Origin of the sequence: Butyricimonas sp., assembly GCF_019423355.1 — a bacterium.
In the GTDB taxonomy this organism is placed as follows: domain Bacteria; phylum Bacteroidota; class Bacteroidia; order Bacteroidales; family Marinifilaceae; genus Butyricimonas; species Butyricimonas faecihominis.
In genome coordinates this window covers 159,289-175,779 of record NZ_JAHZBP010000002.1, presented here as the reverse complement: position 1 = coordinate 175,779, position 16,491 = coordinate 159,289, and the positions used below count along the sequence as shown (strand labels likewise).

At 43.4% G+C, this 16,491-nt stretch carries 12 protein-coding genes; 6 read left to right on the top strand and 6 right to left on the bottom strand.

Going from position 1 to position 16,491, the window contains the following annotated elements:
• Positions 1-15: 15 nt before the first annotated feature.
• From QVC79_RS03365 to QVC79_RS03345, 5 genes are all read right to left on the bottom strand, one after another.
• Positions 16-558, bottom strand: coding sequence for a hypothetical protein (locus tag QVC79_RS03365; protein ID WP_270593782.1), 543 nt, complete (start codon positions 556-558; stop codon positions 16-18).
• Positions 559-568: 10 nt separating this feature from the next.
• Positions 569-1,216 (bottom strand): hypothetical protein, encoded by a 648-nt coding sequence (locus QVC79_RS03360; RefSeq protein ID WP_270593783.1) that lies wholly within the window; start codon positions 1,214-1,216, stop codon positions 569-571.
• Between the two features lie 17 nt (positions 1,217-1,233).
• On the bottom strand, positions 1,234-2,790 hold the full coding sequence (locus tag QVC79_RS03355; protein ID WP_270593784.1) for a RagB/SusD family nutrient uptake outer membrane protein: 1,557 nt from the start codon (positions 2,788-2,790) through the stop codon (positions 1,234-1,236).
• A 3-nt stretch (positions 2,791-2,793) separates the two neighbouring features.
• Positions 2,794-6,273 carry a SusC/RagA family TonB-linked outer membrane protein gene (locus QVC79_RS03350; RefSeq protein WP_270593785.1) on the bottom strand — a complete coding sequence of 1,160 codons (3,480 nt, stop codon included), beginning with the start codon at positions 6,271-6,273 and terminating at the stop codon, positions 2,794-2,796.
• A 141-nt stretch (positions 6,274-6,414) separates the two neighbouring features.
• On the bottom strand, positions 6,415-7,629 hold the full coding sequence (locus QVC79_RS03345) for a FecR family protein (RefSeq protein WP_270593786.1): 1,215 nt from the start codon (positions 7,627-7,629) through the stop codon (positions 6,415-6,417).
• Between the two features lie 508 nt (positions 7,630-8,137).
• Between QVC79_RS03345 and QVC79_RS03340 the strand changes: the two genes are divergently transcribed.
• The 4 genes from QVC79_RS03340 to QVC79_RS03325 all read left to right on the top strand — a co-directional run bounded on the left by QVC79_RS03340 (position 8,138) and on the right by QVC79_RS03325 (position 11,717).
• Positions 8,138-9,145: a flavin reductase gene (locus QVC79_RS03340; RefSeq protein WP_270593787.1), complete on the top strand. Its 1,008-nt coding sequence runs from the start codon at positions 8,138-8,140 to the stop codon at positions 9,143-9,145.
• Positions 9,146-9,157: 12 nt separating this feature from the next.
• Entirely contained in the window at positions 9,158-9,982 is an 825-nt protein-coding gene (locus QVC79_RS03335) for a carboxymuconolactone decarboxylase family protein (protein ID WP_270593789.1), read from the top strand.
• The gene (locus QVC79_RS03330) at positions 9,982-10,548 is read left to right on the top strand and encodes a sugar O-acetyltransferase (RefSeq protein WP_270593791.1); all 567 of its coding nucleotides are present in this window, start codon (positions 9,982-9,984) and stop codon (positions 10,546-10,548) included. The genes QVC79_RS03335 and QVC79_RS03330 overlap by 1 nt, the downstream gene beginning before the upstream one ends.
• 113 nt (positions 10,549-10,661) lie before the next feature.
• Entirely contained in the window at positions 10,662-11,717 is a 1,056-nt protein-coding gene (locus QVC79_RS03325; RefSeq protein ID WP_270593793.1) for a winged helix DNA-binding domain-containing protein, read from the top strand.
• 19 nt (positions 11,718-11,736) lie between these two features.
• Here the strand turns inward: QVC79_RS03325 and QVC79_RS03320 are convergent, their stop codons facing one another.
• The gene (locus QVC79_RS03320) at positions 11,737-12,282 is read right to left on the bottom strand and encodes an RNA polymerase sigma-70 factor (RefSeq protein ID WP_270593794.1); all 546 of its coding nucleotides are present in this window, start codon (positions 12,280-12,282) and stop codon (positions 11,737-11,739) included.
• A gap of 109 nt (positions 12,283-12,391) precedes the next feature.
• Here QVC79_RS03320 and QVC79_RS03315 point away from each other — a divergent pair, with 109 nt between their 5' ends.
• Positions 12,392-14,062, top strand: coding sequence for a putative transporter (locus tag QVC79_RS03315; RefSeq protein ID WP_270593795.1), 1,671 nt, complete (start codon positions 12,392-12,394; stop codon positions 14,060-14,062).
• Positions 14,063-14,233: 171 nt separating this feature from the next.
• A complete protein-coding gene (locus QVC79_RS03310) occupies positions 14,234-16,462 on the top strand; it encodes a heavy metal translocating P-type ATPase (protein ID WP_287642437.1) in 2,229 nt (742 codons plus the stop codon).
• The last annotated feature ends 29 nt before the right edge of the window (positions 16,463-16,491 follow it).

The following is a 16,491-nucleotide window of genomic DNA, read 5'->3' as shown; positions in this document are numbered from 1 at the left end:
CACACACTTGAAGGATTATTTCACGATAATGGTAAAACAATCGTTCACGTCTTGAGATCTTCCTTCATTCGTAAATGTGAGAGAAATTTTATAGCGTCCGGCAGGTATGTCATTCTTTACTGGGATTTGTAACATTCCATTTCCTCTGACTGAGAGATAAGTACTTAGCTTTTCTATATCACCTTCATCAGTAGTGATTGATTTGATTGACACAAGGATGGGTGGGGTTCCTTCGATACCTTCTATTGCTGAGCTAACCCACGGAATATCACGCAGAACTCTCTCGTAATCTTCTCCTTCTCCTGACATCATCGTGGGAAAAATATCGAACCAATCAGCGATTTCTTGTGGTGTAAATCCCATTTCTATATACATTTCGTATCTAGGATTGGGGATTTCACTAGGAGGTGTCGTATCAAGATTTTTTTTTACGATCATAGAATCAACGCTGTAACTTGCATACTCTGTGATCAGGTAACCAATGGTTATATCTTGACAGTTGATCATTATTGCACTTGAAAAAACGAGGCAACATATTGTTATAATTCTTATTCTCATAATTTTTTTCTTAAATATTACCGAAATCATATCCATAATTGAGAGCATGAACGACACCGTTAGTCGGTTGTATATCCGGGGATGCTAACGGTACATAAGAGTCGGCTGTCCATGAAAAAAGGTGCATTTTTATAGCTCCGGCATCAGCAACACCGGCGTAAGATTCTCTTTCCAGATAAGCGATGATGCGGTTCCCGTTTAAACAAGTAAGAGGGGTACCGCCATCTTGTTCTGCTGCATTGATATAATAGGACATATTTCTAAACTTGATACTTTCTTTTAGATGTTTCCCTTTTACCACGTGTTTTAATATGAATTCCCGACATAGGTTCACGGGGATGTCATTTACTTTCTTGTAATAATTATTAGGGTCACCTTTTTCTTGTGATTCCCATAAAAAACGAAGAATGGAATAACTGGGAGGTGCAAAAAAAGTGATTGTAGGTAACGAGTCTACGGTCCCCTCAAAAAGGTCCGTCAGTCCAGCATGTTCAATCATTTCAACTGTTAACTCCCAATTATAATTATCTGAACGTAGGTATTCCATCATTGTTCCATCGAAATATGGATTTGAAATACCAGTATCGATAATGGTTTGTTTTGTATCACATGCGGATAAAACAAATAACATTCCGGTAATGAGTAATATATTTTTCATATTCAAATATCAATTAATTATTTTCGATTATGCCAATACGTATTTTGTCGTAGTAAAGGATTTTGACTAAAAGCCTTTTTAGAAATCATGCAGAACAGGGCACCGTCAATAAGATCTTGATCGGTTACGGTTTTGAATTCTCCAGCCAACTCCGTGCGTACATATCCATTTCGAATGATATCATAATAACGTTGTCCTTCCATGATCAACTCTTTTTCTCTCTCTTTGAAAATAGTGTATCTCAAATCTCCACCATATTCGCTTGCGTTGTAAAGTGTTGCTTTGGAACGTTCACGTACTTTATTTAGATCATCTATGGCTCCAGCCGTGTATTCACCCCCAAGTCGTGAACGACATTCTGCCCTTAACAAGTAAATATCAGCCAAACGCCACCAGATTTTATTTTGATTTACATTCAAGGTTTTTCCTACGTTTGGTCCTGAAGTTTCAACCATGGGTAAACGCCATTTGTTTGGGAAGGCGTATCCCCCATATTCGGGTTTATCCATTTCATCCAATTGGTAGAAAAAAGCATATTTTCGTTCGTCCGTGCCGGAGTACATTTCTCTTACCGTGGAATTATGTATCCAAACCCCAATGTATTTTATGAAAGCGGCAGGAAATTCAGCTCGTAAAGGATAGCAATGATAAAAGAATCCGGGTATAGAAAGCATATCTGCAGCACCATTCATGAAACCACTTGATTCATTCCAGAAATCCTTGAAAACAGTCTCGTACACGCTTTCTTTACTGTTAGCTACTAAGGCATCCGTGCATATCGCTTCTGCATTAGGGACAAGTTCATAGGTTCCGGAACCAATCACTTGGCTACATGCTTTTTCCGCCCGTTCCCATAATTCTTTCTCATCGTAGTCTTGATGCTTTGCGAAGTACTTCCCGCCTGCTTTCCATGCACACAAATGGGCGAGGAGAGCGTTGGCAGCTCCTTTGCAAGGTGTTGATTTGAAACGAGGTGAATTGCCTTGCCAGTCTGTTACTTTTTCAAATTCCGGTAATAAATCAATGGCATGTTGTGCTTGTTCTATTGCATAATCAGCCACTTCTGTCCATTCGGATTTAGGGGTAGGGAGAAATTCAATTTCGTCACGTATTAAAATACAATCCCCCCAAGTATGTAATAATTCAAGATATGCTAATGCTTTGTAGAAATATGCTTGTCCTCTATAAATATTACTTCTTTCTTTGGAAATACCACTTCCCTCGGCATGATGCAGAACGACGTTTGCACAAGCAATTGCATCATAGAATGGTTTCCAATTGAGATTAAGAATGTATTCAGGACTATTATTTTGAAGTATTTCCAGGTATGTTCCTTGTTGGACTTCATCCGTGTACCATCCCTTTTGAACTTGGTTTCCCGGATCTTCACCCGTGTAATTGCAGATCATGTATTTCACGGCATAATCTGTTGCGTTAAGTGCAGATTCAAAATCCTTTGGGGTATTCAATGCATTTTTAAATGTCAAAGAACTCTCCGGTTCAATATCTAATGTCTCTTCACATCCTATTTGGATAATTGCAAATAAAATGAAAACAAGAATCTTATATTTCATACTTTAAAATTTTACAGTTAAACCTAATGTATATTTCCGTGCTAACGGGTAATTTTTTCCGTAATCCAATCCTGTGCTAATATCCACTGTTTCTGGATCAATACCGGAATAATTCGTGAAAGTCAGAAGATTCTCACCACTTATAAATAAACGAACTTGTTCTAATTTTAGTTTGCGTGTGATTGTTTCTGATAAATTGTACCCGATGGTTAGTGTTTTTAGTTTTAATAAATTTACTTTTTCAACTTCCCGGTCAATCAGTAGACCGGAATACACCATGTTGTTTTGGTCTATTTGCATTTGAGCAAAATCGGCATTGTTATCACCAGGTTGCTGCCAGAATGAAATTTTGTTTAGATTCAGGAGTAGGGGATGTAATAAATTGGAATGATCATTTGTTGCTAACGCATTCTTGTATGTGGTGTTGACCATGTGGCGACCTATTTGGTAACTCATGGATAGATTCAGATCAAAATTTTTCCATCTGAATTCGCTCACGATACCTCCGCTTATTGTTGGAAGGGCGCTACCTGCATAGATCATGTCATCCATAAATATTTTACCATCACCATTTGTGTCTATAAATTTGTAATCACCTGGTTGATAAAAATTGGCTGTTCGAATGTCAAAAAACAAATATTGCCCTACTCCTTGACTATTGTGATACAAAGGCATCTCATCTTGTTTGTTGATGAAGCCGTCTGTTGGAAATACGTATATATCATTTAACGGCTTACCTATAATTCCGACAGAAATATCTTTGCCATTATATGATTTCTCAAAACGATTCCAGTTCCTCGCTCCATTCACGGATATTTTCCAATACGTGTTTTGGGTTCGTAAGACTTCATATTTTATCAATATTTCAATTCCCTCGTTGGAAATTGCCGCGGCATTTCTCCATTGCGCACTATAGCCATTATAGTTTCCGGGTAAGTCAACGGCCCACAATAATTTATCTGTGTACCGGTAATAGTAATCCAGTGTAATACCTAGCCTGTAATTGAAAAGATCTAAATCTAATCCGAAATCATATTGGTCGGTTTCTTCCCAAGACAAATCATCATTATATAGTCCCCCTCCCCAAACGGGTTCTAGAGTTGAATTTCCTTGATGTGCATTTCCTGCCTCCATTAAACCTAGGGCTAGAAACGATTGCTCAAAGTGTTGTCCGGAACGTCCCCAACTAGCCCGAAGTTTTCCGAATGAAAGCCAGTAATTGAATGGTTTTATGAAATTTTCTTCTGTGAAGGTCCATCCTGCGGCAATAGAAGGAAAAGTTCCCCATTTGTTGTTTTTGCCAAAAACTGAACTTCCGTCCCGGCGGAAACTGGCGGAAAGCAAATATTTCTTTCTGTAGTTGTATTCCAGACGTCCGAAATAAGAAACAAGAGTTTTCTCCTCCATGTCGGAAAGGTAACGCTGAAAAGCGACGGTCTGCGAGTAGTTACCGTAATTTAGTTCCCCTAAGACAGGAAAGCCCGGACGAGAATAGTAAATTTTATCGCTTGGAGAGTTTTGGGCGCTTCCTCCATTGTATTCAACCTGATCATATTGGTAAGAGAATCCGGCGACAAAATTTATATTGTGATCTTCTTTTATTGTTTTTTGATAAGTCAATAAATTCTCGTTTAAGACCATTAAATTAATCCCTGTTTCTCCGACAGTTTGTGAAAAACCATGTTCGTCCAGATAAGAGGGTTGGAAATAATTTCTACGATGGATGGAATAATCCGCGGCCAAAGAGGTCGATAGATTAAGTCCGTCAAAAATATCATATCCGATTTTAAAGTTTGTTCGGATTCGAACGGAACGATTTTTTTCTTTTGTCCCTTTTAATTTCTCGAGTACATCGTTCCATACAACCGATCCTTTACCGGGATTGAGAGAGCTTAATTCATAAGGGTCTCCCGGCACAGTTTCCACGATAGGAGCTGCTCCCATTCCTTCTGTTTTTTCTCCTCGTTTCCGGTTGGTTAAGGTCGCGTTCAGACGTAAATCGACATTTAGTTTCCGAACGGGAACAACATTCATGTTAGCATTTAAATCTATTCTATTGAATCCTGTTCCTTTCAGAACTCCTGATTCATCGTAATAACCTAAGCCAATACCGTAATACATTCTATCACTACCTCCGTAGGTTTGAATATTCGCATTAGTGATTTTTCCTTTTTCATAGTAGATGGGAAAAAAATTAGTTGCATTATTGTAAAATGAATTCAAGCTATCCTGCAACACAAGGCCATCACTGTTATGACTTGTTGGAGTGAAAAAATAGTCATAAGAACCTTTTTTCGTATCAAATACTTCCCGGTTAGATTCCGGGTATTTATAACGTTTTGTTACCGGGTCCAAATACGCCACAGAAGGTCTGTTTTTAAGAGCATTTAATCTGAAATCTCGTTCTCCCTTTCCAATCGTCACTGTTGGTAGTTCTGGTAGAATATTCCATGATTGTGAAATATTCACGGAAAAAGTCGCATCTTGATTTTGTCGTCCCTTTTTTGTTGTTACAATGATAACTCCGTTGGCAGCTCGCGAGCCGTATATCGCTGCAGAAGAAGCATCCTTTAATACTTGAATGGATTCAATCATGTCGGGATTTATGTCAGCTAAAAGATTCGTTCCGGTAATGGGAGACGTGAATGAATTCAGTGGCACACCATCAACAACCCATAGGGGATTGGAGTATCGTCGGTTTTGTTCAACATCTAGAGAGTTGTAACCTCGGATGACGATGGCTGTGCCTCCACCACCGGGAGCGCCTGACATATTGGTGATATCCATTCCTGCAACTCGACCTTGTAGTAAGTTCGCAATACTGGGAGATGGAATTCCTTTTATTTCATCAGCTTTTATAACAGAAACAGCCCCTGTCATTTCTCGCTTATTGGTTGTGCCATAGGCAACAACTACAGCTTCGTCAAGAGACTTAATGTCTTCTTCTAACGTGATTCGAAGGGTGTCGGTCTTTTCGGTAAAATTGATTTTCTTGTCTTTAAATCCTACGAAAGAGAATTCTAAAGTACCCTTCATAACAGGTAATTGTATTGAAAACCACCCTTTGTTATTGGTTGCTGTTCCGATATTCGTATTTGCTAATTTAATGGTGACTCCAGGCAGTGGTTCTTTTTGCCTATCATAAACCCATCCCTTCAATGTGATTGATTTATTCTCGTCGGTAGAATTTGTTTTGAGTTTTATAACAATGGCATTGTTTAACACGACATACTCCAAATTCGTGTTTTTCAAGCACTTTTGCAGAATTTTCTCCACGTCCACTTCTTTTTCATTCAAATCGATCCCCTTTATCCGGGCAATGTCTTCGTTGTTGTACATGAACGTGAACCGGGTCTGCTGTTTTAACTCCCAAATCACTTCTTCCAGTGATGCGTTTTGTTTTTTGATCGTGACAGTCTGTGCATTCAGGCTAGCAAAAGTCTGAACGACGAAACACGTGAGTAGTAGAAAGGTTAATTTCATACATCTAAAAATTTTTTGCAATTTTCTCTCTAACGGAAAATCACTCTTCCATCTTTTTTTCATACCTTTGAAATGTTTTAATTATAACTAATTAATACAGAGGATCGGGAAATGTTGGCGCAGGCCCCGATCCTTTCTTTATTATCGGGCGTGGATGGTTATGGTGTTGTCCTTGCGGGCGACAACCACTTTACCACTTTCATTAATAATTTCCAATAGATCGTCAATATTCTTGTACCTGTTCAGATTCGTGGAGATTCGGATTTCCTTGGTTTCTGCAGTGGAATAGAATATGGTCATGTTGTACCAGCGTGCGAGGTCATTCATCACGTCTTCCAGACGTTGGTTCCGGAACACGAACATACCTTCAATCCATCCCGTGTAGAGTTCCGTGTCAACCTTTTGTACAGATGTCTTTCCGGTCTCCTTATCGTATCGGAATTGCTCGGATGGGGTTAATTGCACTTGTGTCTGATCGGTGTAAGCCCATACAGAACCTTCGACGAGAGTGGTATGCACGATGGGTTCGGTGGAGTAAGATTTCACGTTGAATTTTGTCCCGGTGACTTTTACTTGCATTTGTTCTGCGTTGACGATAAAGGGCCACTCCGCGGCTTTGTTTACTTCAAAATATCCTTCTCCATCCAAATATACTTCCCGTTTTTCATCCCCGAATTCCACGGGATACCGTAGCGTCGATTCACAATTCAACCATACTTTCGTGCCGTCTGCTAATGTTACTTGGTAGTCGGCACCTGCCGGAACACGTAATGTGTGATACACGGTTTCTTTGTTTACCTTTTCCGGGGCATTGGTTCCGGTCGTGTATGTTTCCCCTGCATTGCTTTGATAGGAGAGTAGTTTTAATGTGTCATTTGTGATCAACGTCCCGTCCACGGCTTTTTGGTAAATCTCTTCTTGGGACAGGTCAAGAACTTCCCCCGTGGAAACGATTAGTTGCGCACTCCGTTTTCCCACGTGTTCAATTTGTGCCATGGGGGAAACTGACTTTTTCTCTTTCCCTTGTTGTAACAACAAACCTCCCGCTAAAGCCATCAGTACGCATACTCCTGCTGCCACGGAATACCATACCCTTCGGTTGATTTTTTTCTTTTCCGGTATGGAGGTATGGAAATCCTTTTGCATTTGTTGCCATAATTTTTGCCATTCCAGTTCCGGTTCTATTTGTTGACCGTATTCTTTTTGCAAAAATGCCATCCGGTTCGTAGTCACTTCCTCGAGCAAGTGTTTATTCTCTTCTTCCTGCAACCAATTCATGAATTCTTCTTCTAGTAGCCGTTCCGGTTCTCGAAGGTGTTCCAGTATGAATTCTATTTTATCCAGTTTTTCTTTCATTTGTCTCTGGTTTGATCTTTTACACTATATACACAGGTGAGGTTGAAAAATGGGTGAGTGAAAAATGAAATATTTTCAAAGAAAAATTACAAATGTTGTTACTTCCGATAGATATACCTAATTCTAGGGATACTTTGGGGTAGTATATGGGTGTATGAATCTTTTTGCTACTTTGTAGATTGTTTGTTAGAGGTTGAAATAGAAAGAAGGCAAATGTTATCTTTACTTATGATCTGTTAAAATGGCGGCTATAATCGGGCGATAAGGCGGCGACAATGCGGCGAGAGCGCCTAACTGTCTGGTAACAGTCTAGCAACGAACTGGAGATTTGCATGATTAAGGGTAGATTTACTTACTTTAAGGGCATCATTCATGATTACTTATATAAATAGGGTCCGATTATAAAATCGGGAATTTGGGTATGAATATCCGTAATTCATATACAAACCCGCTTGTTCCATTGCTGTAAATTTGCCATCAGAAGTTTAACAATAAAAGATAGCAAATTATGGACGGGAGAAACCTTTTGAAAACAGTATCGAGTTTTGCGCTGCTTACCATGTTGTCATGCAGCCCGACAGTGAAAGAGAATACTGATCAGCCCAATATAATGGAAGTGGAAAAGAAAAATCTCGGCAAACTGTTGGCTCTCTATCCGAAGCCGATGACTGTTGTTGGTACGAAGGTGGAAGGAAAGGTGAATTGGCTTGTTGTCGGACATACGGGTGTTATCGGTCATGATCGCGTACTCGTCAGTATGAGTAAACAACATTATTCCAATCAGGGAATCAAGCAATCGAAAAAACTCTCCATTAATCTCGTTAGCCGGGAGATGTTGCCTAAAGCGGATTACGTGGGTAGTGTGAGCGGGGAGACGGTTGATAAATCGAGCGTGTTCGCTTATCATATCGGCGAGAATGGTACGCCTGTGATTGACGTGTCGCCCTTGACAATGGAGTGTAACGTGGTGGATATTTACGAAACCGAGGGGTTTGATAATTTCATCTGCACCGTGGTTAATACTTATGCGACTCCCGATGTACTTGATAATAACGGTAAACTCGACTATACCCGGTTAAAGCCTGTGTTGTTTGAATTTCCGACTTACTCTTACCTTGCCACGGGAGAGGTGATCGGGAAGTGTCTGAATCTGGATGAGGAGCCCGGTATGTGTGCGAAACAACCGATGGCGGCTGATGGTATCGTGCGCCTGTCGAAAATAGAGGTTTATCCGGAGTATCTTGACGAGTATATGAAATACGCGACGGAAGTGGGCGAAGTTTCCCTGCGCACCGAACCGGGGGTGTTGACCATGTATGCTGTTAGCGAAAAAGAGAATCCCTGTATGGTAACGATTCTCGAAACCTATGCCAGTCAAAAGGCTTACGAGTTACATATCGCATCGGAACATTTTCAAAAGTACAAACAGGGAACGTTACACATGGTTAAGAGACTGATGCTTTCTGACCAGACGCCCCTTAATCCTGCAAATCAAATCAATAATTTCATTCAATAAATCAAACCGACTATGAATAAATTTCTCTTATTTTCAGTATTCAGTATTTTAACATTCAATGTTATGGCACAAGAAAAGATCGTACAGACGGCTGGGCGTAATCAACTCGGAGAGTTTGCCCCTAAATTTGCGGAACTTAATGATGATGTACTTTTTGGTGAAGTTTGGAGCCGCACGGATAAACTGGGGCTGCGTGACCGTAGTCTAGTAACCATTACCTCCCTCATTAGTCAAGGTATTACGGATAATTCGCTTGTTTTTCATCTTCAGTCGGCAAAAAAGAACGGAATCACCCGTACTGAAATTGCCGAGATTATCACCCATATAGGATTTTATGCCGGTTGGCCGAAGGCGTGGGCTGCATTTAATTTGGCCAAGGGAGTGTGGGCAGAGGATTCGACAGGTAATGATGCTAAGGCTGCTTTCCAACGTGAAATGATTTTCCCTATCGGCGAGCCGAATACGGCCTACGCGAAGTATTTTATTGGTAATAGCTACCTCGCCCCGGTTTCTCGTGAGCAAGTTGCGATTTCCAATGTTACGTTTGAACCGCGTTGTCGCAATAACTGGCATATCCATCGTGCAACGAAAGGTGGCGGGCAAATGCTTATCGGTGTTGCCGGACGGGGGTGGTATCAAGAAGAGGGTAAGGCTCCCGTGGAGATTCTGCCCGGTACGGTCATCCATATTCCCGCGAACGTGAAACATTGGCACGGGGCAGCCGCTGATAGTTGGTTTGCTCATTTGGCCTTCGAGGTTCCCGGAGAGAAAACCTCCAACGAATGGCTCGAACCGGTTACGGATGAAGAGTACAACAAGCTCGAACAAATTAAATGATGACAACGAAGGAATTTAATGAATATGTAAAGACGCGTAAGGCGCTTAATACAGGGGAAATACATCGTTTTATGGATGCCATGAGTAACGAGGCGAGACGGATCACGTTCCTGTTGAATACGGCATATCGTACACCGGACGAAGTACGTGGGTTGCTTTCCGAATTGTTTGGTTATCAAGTACCGTCGTCTCTTCGAGTATTTCCTCCGTTTTATGCGGATTATGGCAAGAATATTACTGTTGGGGAGAACGTATTTATCAATGCCTGTTGTCATTTTCAAGATCATGGCGGGGTGACCATTGGCGACGGATGCCAAATCGGGCATAATGTTGTTTTTGCCACGCTCAACCACGGATTAGCCCCGGAAGATCGTAAAACGACTTATCCGGCTCCTATTGTGTTGGGTAAGAATGTGTGGGTAGGTTCCAACGCTACAATTCTTCAAGGAGTAACCATTGGTGACAATGCTGTTATCGGTGCGGGTGCGGTCGTTACGAAAGATGTGGCGGCGAATGCGATTGTTGGCGGTATTCCTGCACGTTTTATCAAAATGATAGACGGGTGAGGATATATTAATTGAAAGATATATTTACTTTATTTTACCCGGTTCTGCTGTTTTTTAGTGAGTTCTTTATATATTTGAAAAAATGAACGAGGCAGTTCTAAAAATACAGATATATGATTACAGATATTCGTTTGAGGAGTCAGCAATTGGTGAACCCGGCTTTTAATGATCCCAAGGAACTTGTGGCATGGATGGGTGCTTTGCAGGGGCAGGAGTATAGTATGGCGAAGTGGGCTGTGGGATTACGATTGAAGAATCCGGACATCCGGAAGGTGGAGGCGGCTTTGGAGAAAGGGGAGATATTGCGGACTCACGTGTTGCGTCCGACTTGGCATCTGGTGGTGGCGGAGGATATTCGATGGATGTTGAAGTTGTCGGCTAGACGGGTGAGGTTGGCGTACGATTCGTATTGGAAAAATCATGGAATATCGGAAGAGTTGCATGTCAAGAGTCTTGAAGTGATCGTGAGGGCTTTAGAGGGGAAGAGATACTTGACCCGACAGGAGATTGGTGAGGAATTGAATCGGGCGGGTGTTATCGTGGGGGATGATTTGGTGAAGTATTTTCTGGGAAGGGCGGAAGTTGACGGTATCATCTGTAATGGCGTGGATAAAGGAAATAAAAGGACGTATGCTTTGCTGGATGAGCGAGTTCTACCGATGAAGGAGTTGCATAAGGAAGAGGCTTTGGCGAAATTGGCAATCAAATATTTCAGAAGTCATTCCCCTGCCAGCTTGCAGGATTTTATCTGGTGGTCGGGGTTATCTATAACGGAGGCAAAACAGGCGGTCGGGTTGATTGATGCGGAGCTGATTAAGGAGAGAATCGGGGAGACGGACTGGTTAATCCATCATTCATGTGCAAGGAATGTACGGGCGAAGCGGGTTATACATTTGTTGCCCTCGTATGATGAATATCTTATTAGTTATAAAGATCGTTCGATGGCATTGGCACCGGAATATTATAGAAAGGCTTTTAATACCTTTGGAATTTTCTACCCGGTGATTTTGCACGACGGGAAGATTGTCGGGAATTGGAATAAGTCAGCCAAAAAGAAACAGTTTGGGGTAGAATCTTCTTTCTTTATACCGGGTATTGAGGTCGATGAGGGAGAGTTGGATAAGGCAAAAGAAAGGTTTAGAGTGTTTAATAACGGGGGAAATGACTGATGCCGGATCAGTCGAAATGTCAGTGCGGATGTGAGAATAGGAGCAACAGGAGAGAAGCGGGAAATTCGTCCCGTAAGGTTTTTAGGCCTGTCGTGATGTGAGTTTTCACGGTATTCACCGAAATGTTTAATTCTTCGGCAATTTCTTTATACTTTTTACATTCGATAAAACAGAGTTTCATCACTTGCGAGCAACGTTCGGGGAGGAGTTCGATGCGGGCTAGAATGCGTTCCAACAATTCTTCCCGGGTGGAATCGTCCGATAGCGTGTAAGTCGGGTCGTCGGCAAGGTGTTGACGCACGTGATTATTCTGGATTTTTTTATGTTCCAAGTAGTTCAATGCCCGATTACGGGTGAGGCTAAACAAGTAGGGGAGAATCGGACGGGTGAAATCAATGGTGGCCCGGTGATACCACAAGCTGAGAAACACGTCGTGTGCAATATCTTTAGAGGTGTCCAAGTCGTTTACCAAGCTCATGGCATGAAAACACAAGGTACGATAGTGTTGCTTGAATAATTGTTCAAACATCAGGCTACTCTGTTTATTGTCTTGCACACGTTCCATAATCCAACTTTGGTTGTTCGCAAAGTTAGGAAAAGTGAAATTAAAAACAAAATAGCTCTTGATACGTATTCCTGTTTTTTTAATTAATTTTGTGCTTAAAGATAAGATTATGGAATGGTTGAGTAGTTTATTAACAGAACATTCAGTGATTCAGGCAGTAATCGTGGTTTCGCTGGTGTCTGCGGTGGGGCTGGCTTTAGGAAAAATCAGCATATGGGGCGTGTCGTTGGGAGTAACTTTCGTGTTTTTCGTGGGTATCATGGCAGGACATTTCGGGTTGTCGATCGATCCGCAGATGTTGAATTACGCGGAGAGTTTCGGGTTGATTATTTTCGTGTATGCCTTGGGGGTGCAGGTGGGACCCGGTTTTTTCTCTTCCTTGGGAAAGGGGGGATTGAAATTGAATATGTTGGCCATGTTGGTGGTCTTGTTGGGAATCGTGATGACCTTGGGATTTCATTGGTCCACGGGAGTGTCGTTACCGGATATGGTGGGGATTCTGAGTGGTGCGGTGACAAATACGCCTGCCTTGGGTGCGGCTCAACAGACGTTGAAACAATTGAATGATCCCGCTATTCAACAGTCGGATCTGGCGCTGGGGTGTGCCGTGGCTTATCCGTTAGGGGTGGTGGGTGTGATTCTGGCTGTTATTTTTGTACGTAAACTTTTCGCATCCAGTATATTTTTCAAGAAAAGTGATGAAGATAGCCACAAGAAGACGGTGGTTATGGGATTTCTCGTGAGCAATCCCGGCGTGTCCGGTAAGACCATCCAAGAGATCGCCCGGCAATCGTCCAAAAAGTTTGTGGTTTCCCGGTTGTGGCGGGATGAGAAGGTGATTATCCCGGCGTCCGATACCGTGGTGAGAGAGGGGGATTGTTTGTTGATGATCACGACAGAAGGGGACGTGGAGGCGCTGACGATGTTGATCGGGAAGCGGGATACGAGGGATTGGAATAAGGAAGATATTGACTGGGATGCTATTGATAGTCAATTGGTGTCCCACCGGATCGTGATTACCCGGCCGGAGATTAACGGGAAGCGGTTAGGAGCGTTGCGGTTGAGAAATCAATACGGGATAAATATAACCCGCATTTACCGGGCGGGAATCGTGTTGTTGCCCACGCCGGACTTGACGTTGCAGTTGGGTGACCGGTTGACGGTGGTCGGGGAGGAATCGGCCATCGCGAAGGTGGAGAACGTGGTAGGGAATGCCGTGAAGGATTTGGACGAGCCGAATCTGGTGGCCGTTTTTATCGGGATGGTATTGGGGTTGTTGCTGGGATCAATTCCTTTGACGATTCCGGGCATCAGTTTTCCGGTAAAGTTGGGATTGGCCGGGGGACCAATTGTAATGGGGATTCTCGTGGGGGCTTTCGGTCCTCGGATTCACATGGTGACTTACACGACAATCAGTGCCAATCTGATGTTACGGGCGCTGGGGCTTTCCATGTATCTGGCTTGTCTGGGATTGGATGCGGGAACTCATTTCTTCGAAACCGTGTTCCGTCCGGAAGGGGCGTTGTGGGTTGGATTGGGATTTACCATTACGGTGATTCCGGTGATTCTTGTTGCGGCCGTGTCCATTAAATGGATGAAGATTGATTTCGGTTCGGTGGCCGGGATGTTGTGCGGGAGTATGTCGAACCCGATGGCGTTGAATTACGTGAATAGCACGGTGGATAGTGACACGCCTTCGGTGGCTTACGCAACGGTTTACCCTCTGACGATGTTCGTGAGGGTTATTATGGCACAGGTAATTTTAATGCTATTTTTGTAAGTGAGGAGGTCAAATACTCGTAATTCGTCAATGTGCGTGATCATTTCTTGTGAAAATGTTAAAATAAAACAGTTCGCTGGTATAAGATTTGATGCAAGTTAAGGGTTGTTCGTGGTAAGATTGTAACTAAACGTTACGATATTCCGTAAACATATATTCAAACAATGTGAAATGTCAGGAAAAGAAATTCATACGAAAGAGACTTTCCAAGTTTTGGGCATGAGTTGTGCTGTCTGCGCTTTGAATGTGGAAACAACACTCGGCGCTCAAGAGGGAGTTTACGAGGCAAAGGTAAATTTTGCCGGTTCAACTGTTTTAGTGGATTATAATCCGCAGGTGATTACACCCGTGGAACTTCAAAAGGCGGTGGAGGCTGCCGGTTACGAATTGGTGGTGGAAAACACGGAGGATACGGATCAAGCGGATCGTTTGCAGCGGGAAGAGTTTCTCGCGTTAAAACGAAAGACGATCGGGGCTATTGTTTTGGCGATACCCGTGTTCGTGATTGGTATGTTTTTTATGCATATGCCCTATGGTAATTGGATTATGCTGGCTTTTACCATTCCGGTGATGGCGTTTTTCGGGCGAGACTTTTTTGTCCATGCCTATATGCAGTTGAAACACGGGCGTGCGAATATGGACACGTTGGTGGCCGTCAGTACGGGAGTGGCATTTTTGTTCAGTCTGTTCAACACGATCTGGCCGGAATACTGGACGAGTCGGGGATTGGAGGCTCACGTGTACTACGAGGCTGCTGCGGTGATTATTGCTCTGATTTTGTTGGGGCGTTTGCTGGAGGCAAAGGCCAAGTTCAGTACTTCGACTGCAATAAAGAAATTGATGGGGTTACAACCCAAAACGGTGACTAAAATTCTTGCCGACGGTAGCGAAGAGGAGGTACCTATCCGTGAGGTGGCGGTAGGGGATGTTCTGGTCGTGAAACCGGGGGAAAAGATTCCGGTGGATGGGGAAGTGACGGAAGGGGCTTCTTTTGTCGACGAGAGTATGATTACCGGGGAGTCGATACCCGTGGAGAAGGTGAAAGGACAGCCCGTGTATGCCGGGACAATAAATGAGAAAGGGAGTTTCCGTTTCCGAGCCGATAAGGTCGGGGGAGAAACCGTTTTGGCCAATATTATTCGGATGGTGCAGGAGGCACAGGGAAGTAAAGCTCCCGTGCAGAAACTGGTGGACCGTATTGCCGGAATTTTTGTTCCGGTAGTGATGGGGATTGCGGTAATCACGTTTATCGTGTGGATGCTGATAGGCGGAGACCTTGCTTTCACTCATGCATTGCTGACCTCTATCACGGTGTTGGTTATTGCCTGCCCGTGTGCGCTGGGATTGGCGACGCCGACAGCGATTATGGTCGGGATCGGTAAAGGGGCGGAACATAATATACTGATCAAGGATGCGGAGAGTTTGGAGTTGATGTACCGGGTGAACGCGATCGTGCTGGATAAAACGGGGACGATCACGGAGGGAAAACCTGTCGTGACGGATATTCACTGGACTCCGGGGGCGGAAGACGAGCGTTATCCATCCATCCTCTTGGAGATCGAACGGCGTTCGGAACATCCTCTGGCAGATGCCGTGGTGCAGAAGTTTAAGGAGAAGGTCGTGAATGAAATATCGGTTTCGGATTTCGAGAATCAGACCGGTAAAGGAGTGACGGCAAAAGTCGGGGATAAGATATATCTTGTCGGGAACCGGGCTTTGCTGGACGTGAATCGTGTTGTTTTAGACGATGATAACGAGAAACTTGCTGTCCGGTGGGAAGGCGACGGTAAAACGGTTGTCTTTTTTGCCGGAGAGGGACGGGTTTTGGCATTGGTTGCCATTGCCGATAAGATCAAGGAGAGTTCTCGTCAGGCGGTTACGACGCTGCATGAAAAAGGAATTGATGTCTATATGCTGACCGGGGATAATGCCTTGACGGCTCGTGCCGTGGCAGATCAGGTGGGCATTCGTCATTTTAAGGCTGAAGTGATGCCGGGTGAGAAGGCTAATTTCGTGGAGGCCTTGCAGCACGAAGGGAAAGTGGTGGCCATGGTGGGTGACGGAATCAACGATTCGCAGGCGTTGGCACAGGCTGATGTGAGTATTGCCATGGGAAAAGGGTCGGATATTGCCATGGACGTGGCAAAGGTGACTTTGATTACTTCCGATCTGAATGTGATTCCCCGTGCTATCGCACTTTCGCATCAGACGGTGCGGGCGATTCGACAAAATTTGTTCTGGGCGTTTATTTATAATATAATTGGTATTCCTTTAGCGGCAGGGGTGTTGTACGGGATCAACGGTTTTTTACTCAACCCGATGATTGCGGCTGTCGCGATGGCTTTCAGTTCGGTGTCCGTGGTGACTAATAGTTTGAGAATTAAATGGAAGAAATTGTAGCTATTATATAAACCAATAAAAGAAAGCAA

What these genes read in the sequence shown, in the direction of transcription:
- QVC79_RS03365 (WP_270593782.1), bottom strand. Translation starts at nt 558, where the DNA reads ATGAGAATAAGAATTATAACAATATGTTGCCTCGTTTTTTCAAGTGCA.
- QVC79_RS03360 (WP_270593783.1), bottom strand. Translation starts at nt 1,216, where the DNA reads ATGAAAAATATATTACTCATTACCGGAATGTTATTTGTTTTATCCGCA.
- QVC79_RS03355 (WP_270593784.1), bottom strand. Translation starts at nt 2,790, where the DNA reads ATGAAATATAAGATTCTTGTTTTCATTTTATTTGCAATTATCCAAATA.
- QVC79_RS03350 (WP_270593785.1), bottom strand. Translation starts at nt 6,273, where the DNA reads ATGAAATTAACCTTTCTACTACTCACGTGTTTCGTCGTTCAGACTTTT.
- QVC79_RS03345 (WP_270593786.1), bottom strand. Translation starts at nt 7,629, where the DNA reads ATGAAAGAAAAACTGGATAAAATAGAATTCATACTGGAACACCTTCGA.
- QVC79_RS03340 (WP_270593787.1), top strand. Translation starts at nt 8,138, where the DNA reads ATGGACGGGAGAAACCTTTTGAAAACAGTATCGAGTTTTGCGCTGCTT.
- QVC79_RS03335 (WP_270593789.1), top strand. Translation starts at nt 9,158, where the DNA reads ATGAATAAATTTCTCTTATTTTCAGTATTCAGTATTTTAACATTCAAT.
- QVC79_RS03330 (WP_270593791.1), top strand. Translation starts at nt 9,982, where the DNA reads ATGACAACGAAGGAATTTAATGAATATGTAAAGACGCGTAAGGCGCTT.
- QVC79_RS03325 (WP_270593793.1), top strand. Translation starts at nt 10,662, where the DNA reads ATGATTACAGATATTCGTTTGAGGAGTCAGCAATTGGTGAACCCGGCT.
- QVC79_RS03320 (WP_270593794.1), bottom strand. Translation starts at nt 12,282, where the DNA reads ATGGAACGTGTGCAAGACAATAAACAGAGTAGCCTGATGTTTGAACAA.
- QVC79_RS03315 (WP_270593795.1), top strand. Translation starts at nt 12,392, where the DNA reads ATGGAATGGTTGAGTAGTTTATTAACAGAACATTCAGTGATTCAGGCA.
- QVC79_RS03310 (WP_287642437.1), top strand. Translation starts at nt 14,234, where the DNA reads ATGTCAGGAAAAGAAATTCATACGAAAGAGACTTTCCAAGTTTTGGGC.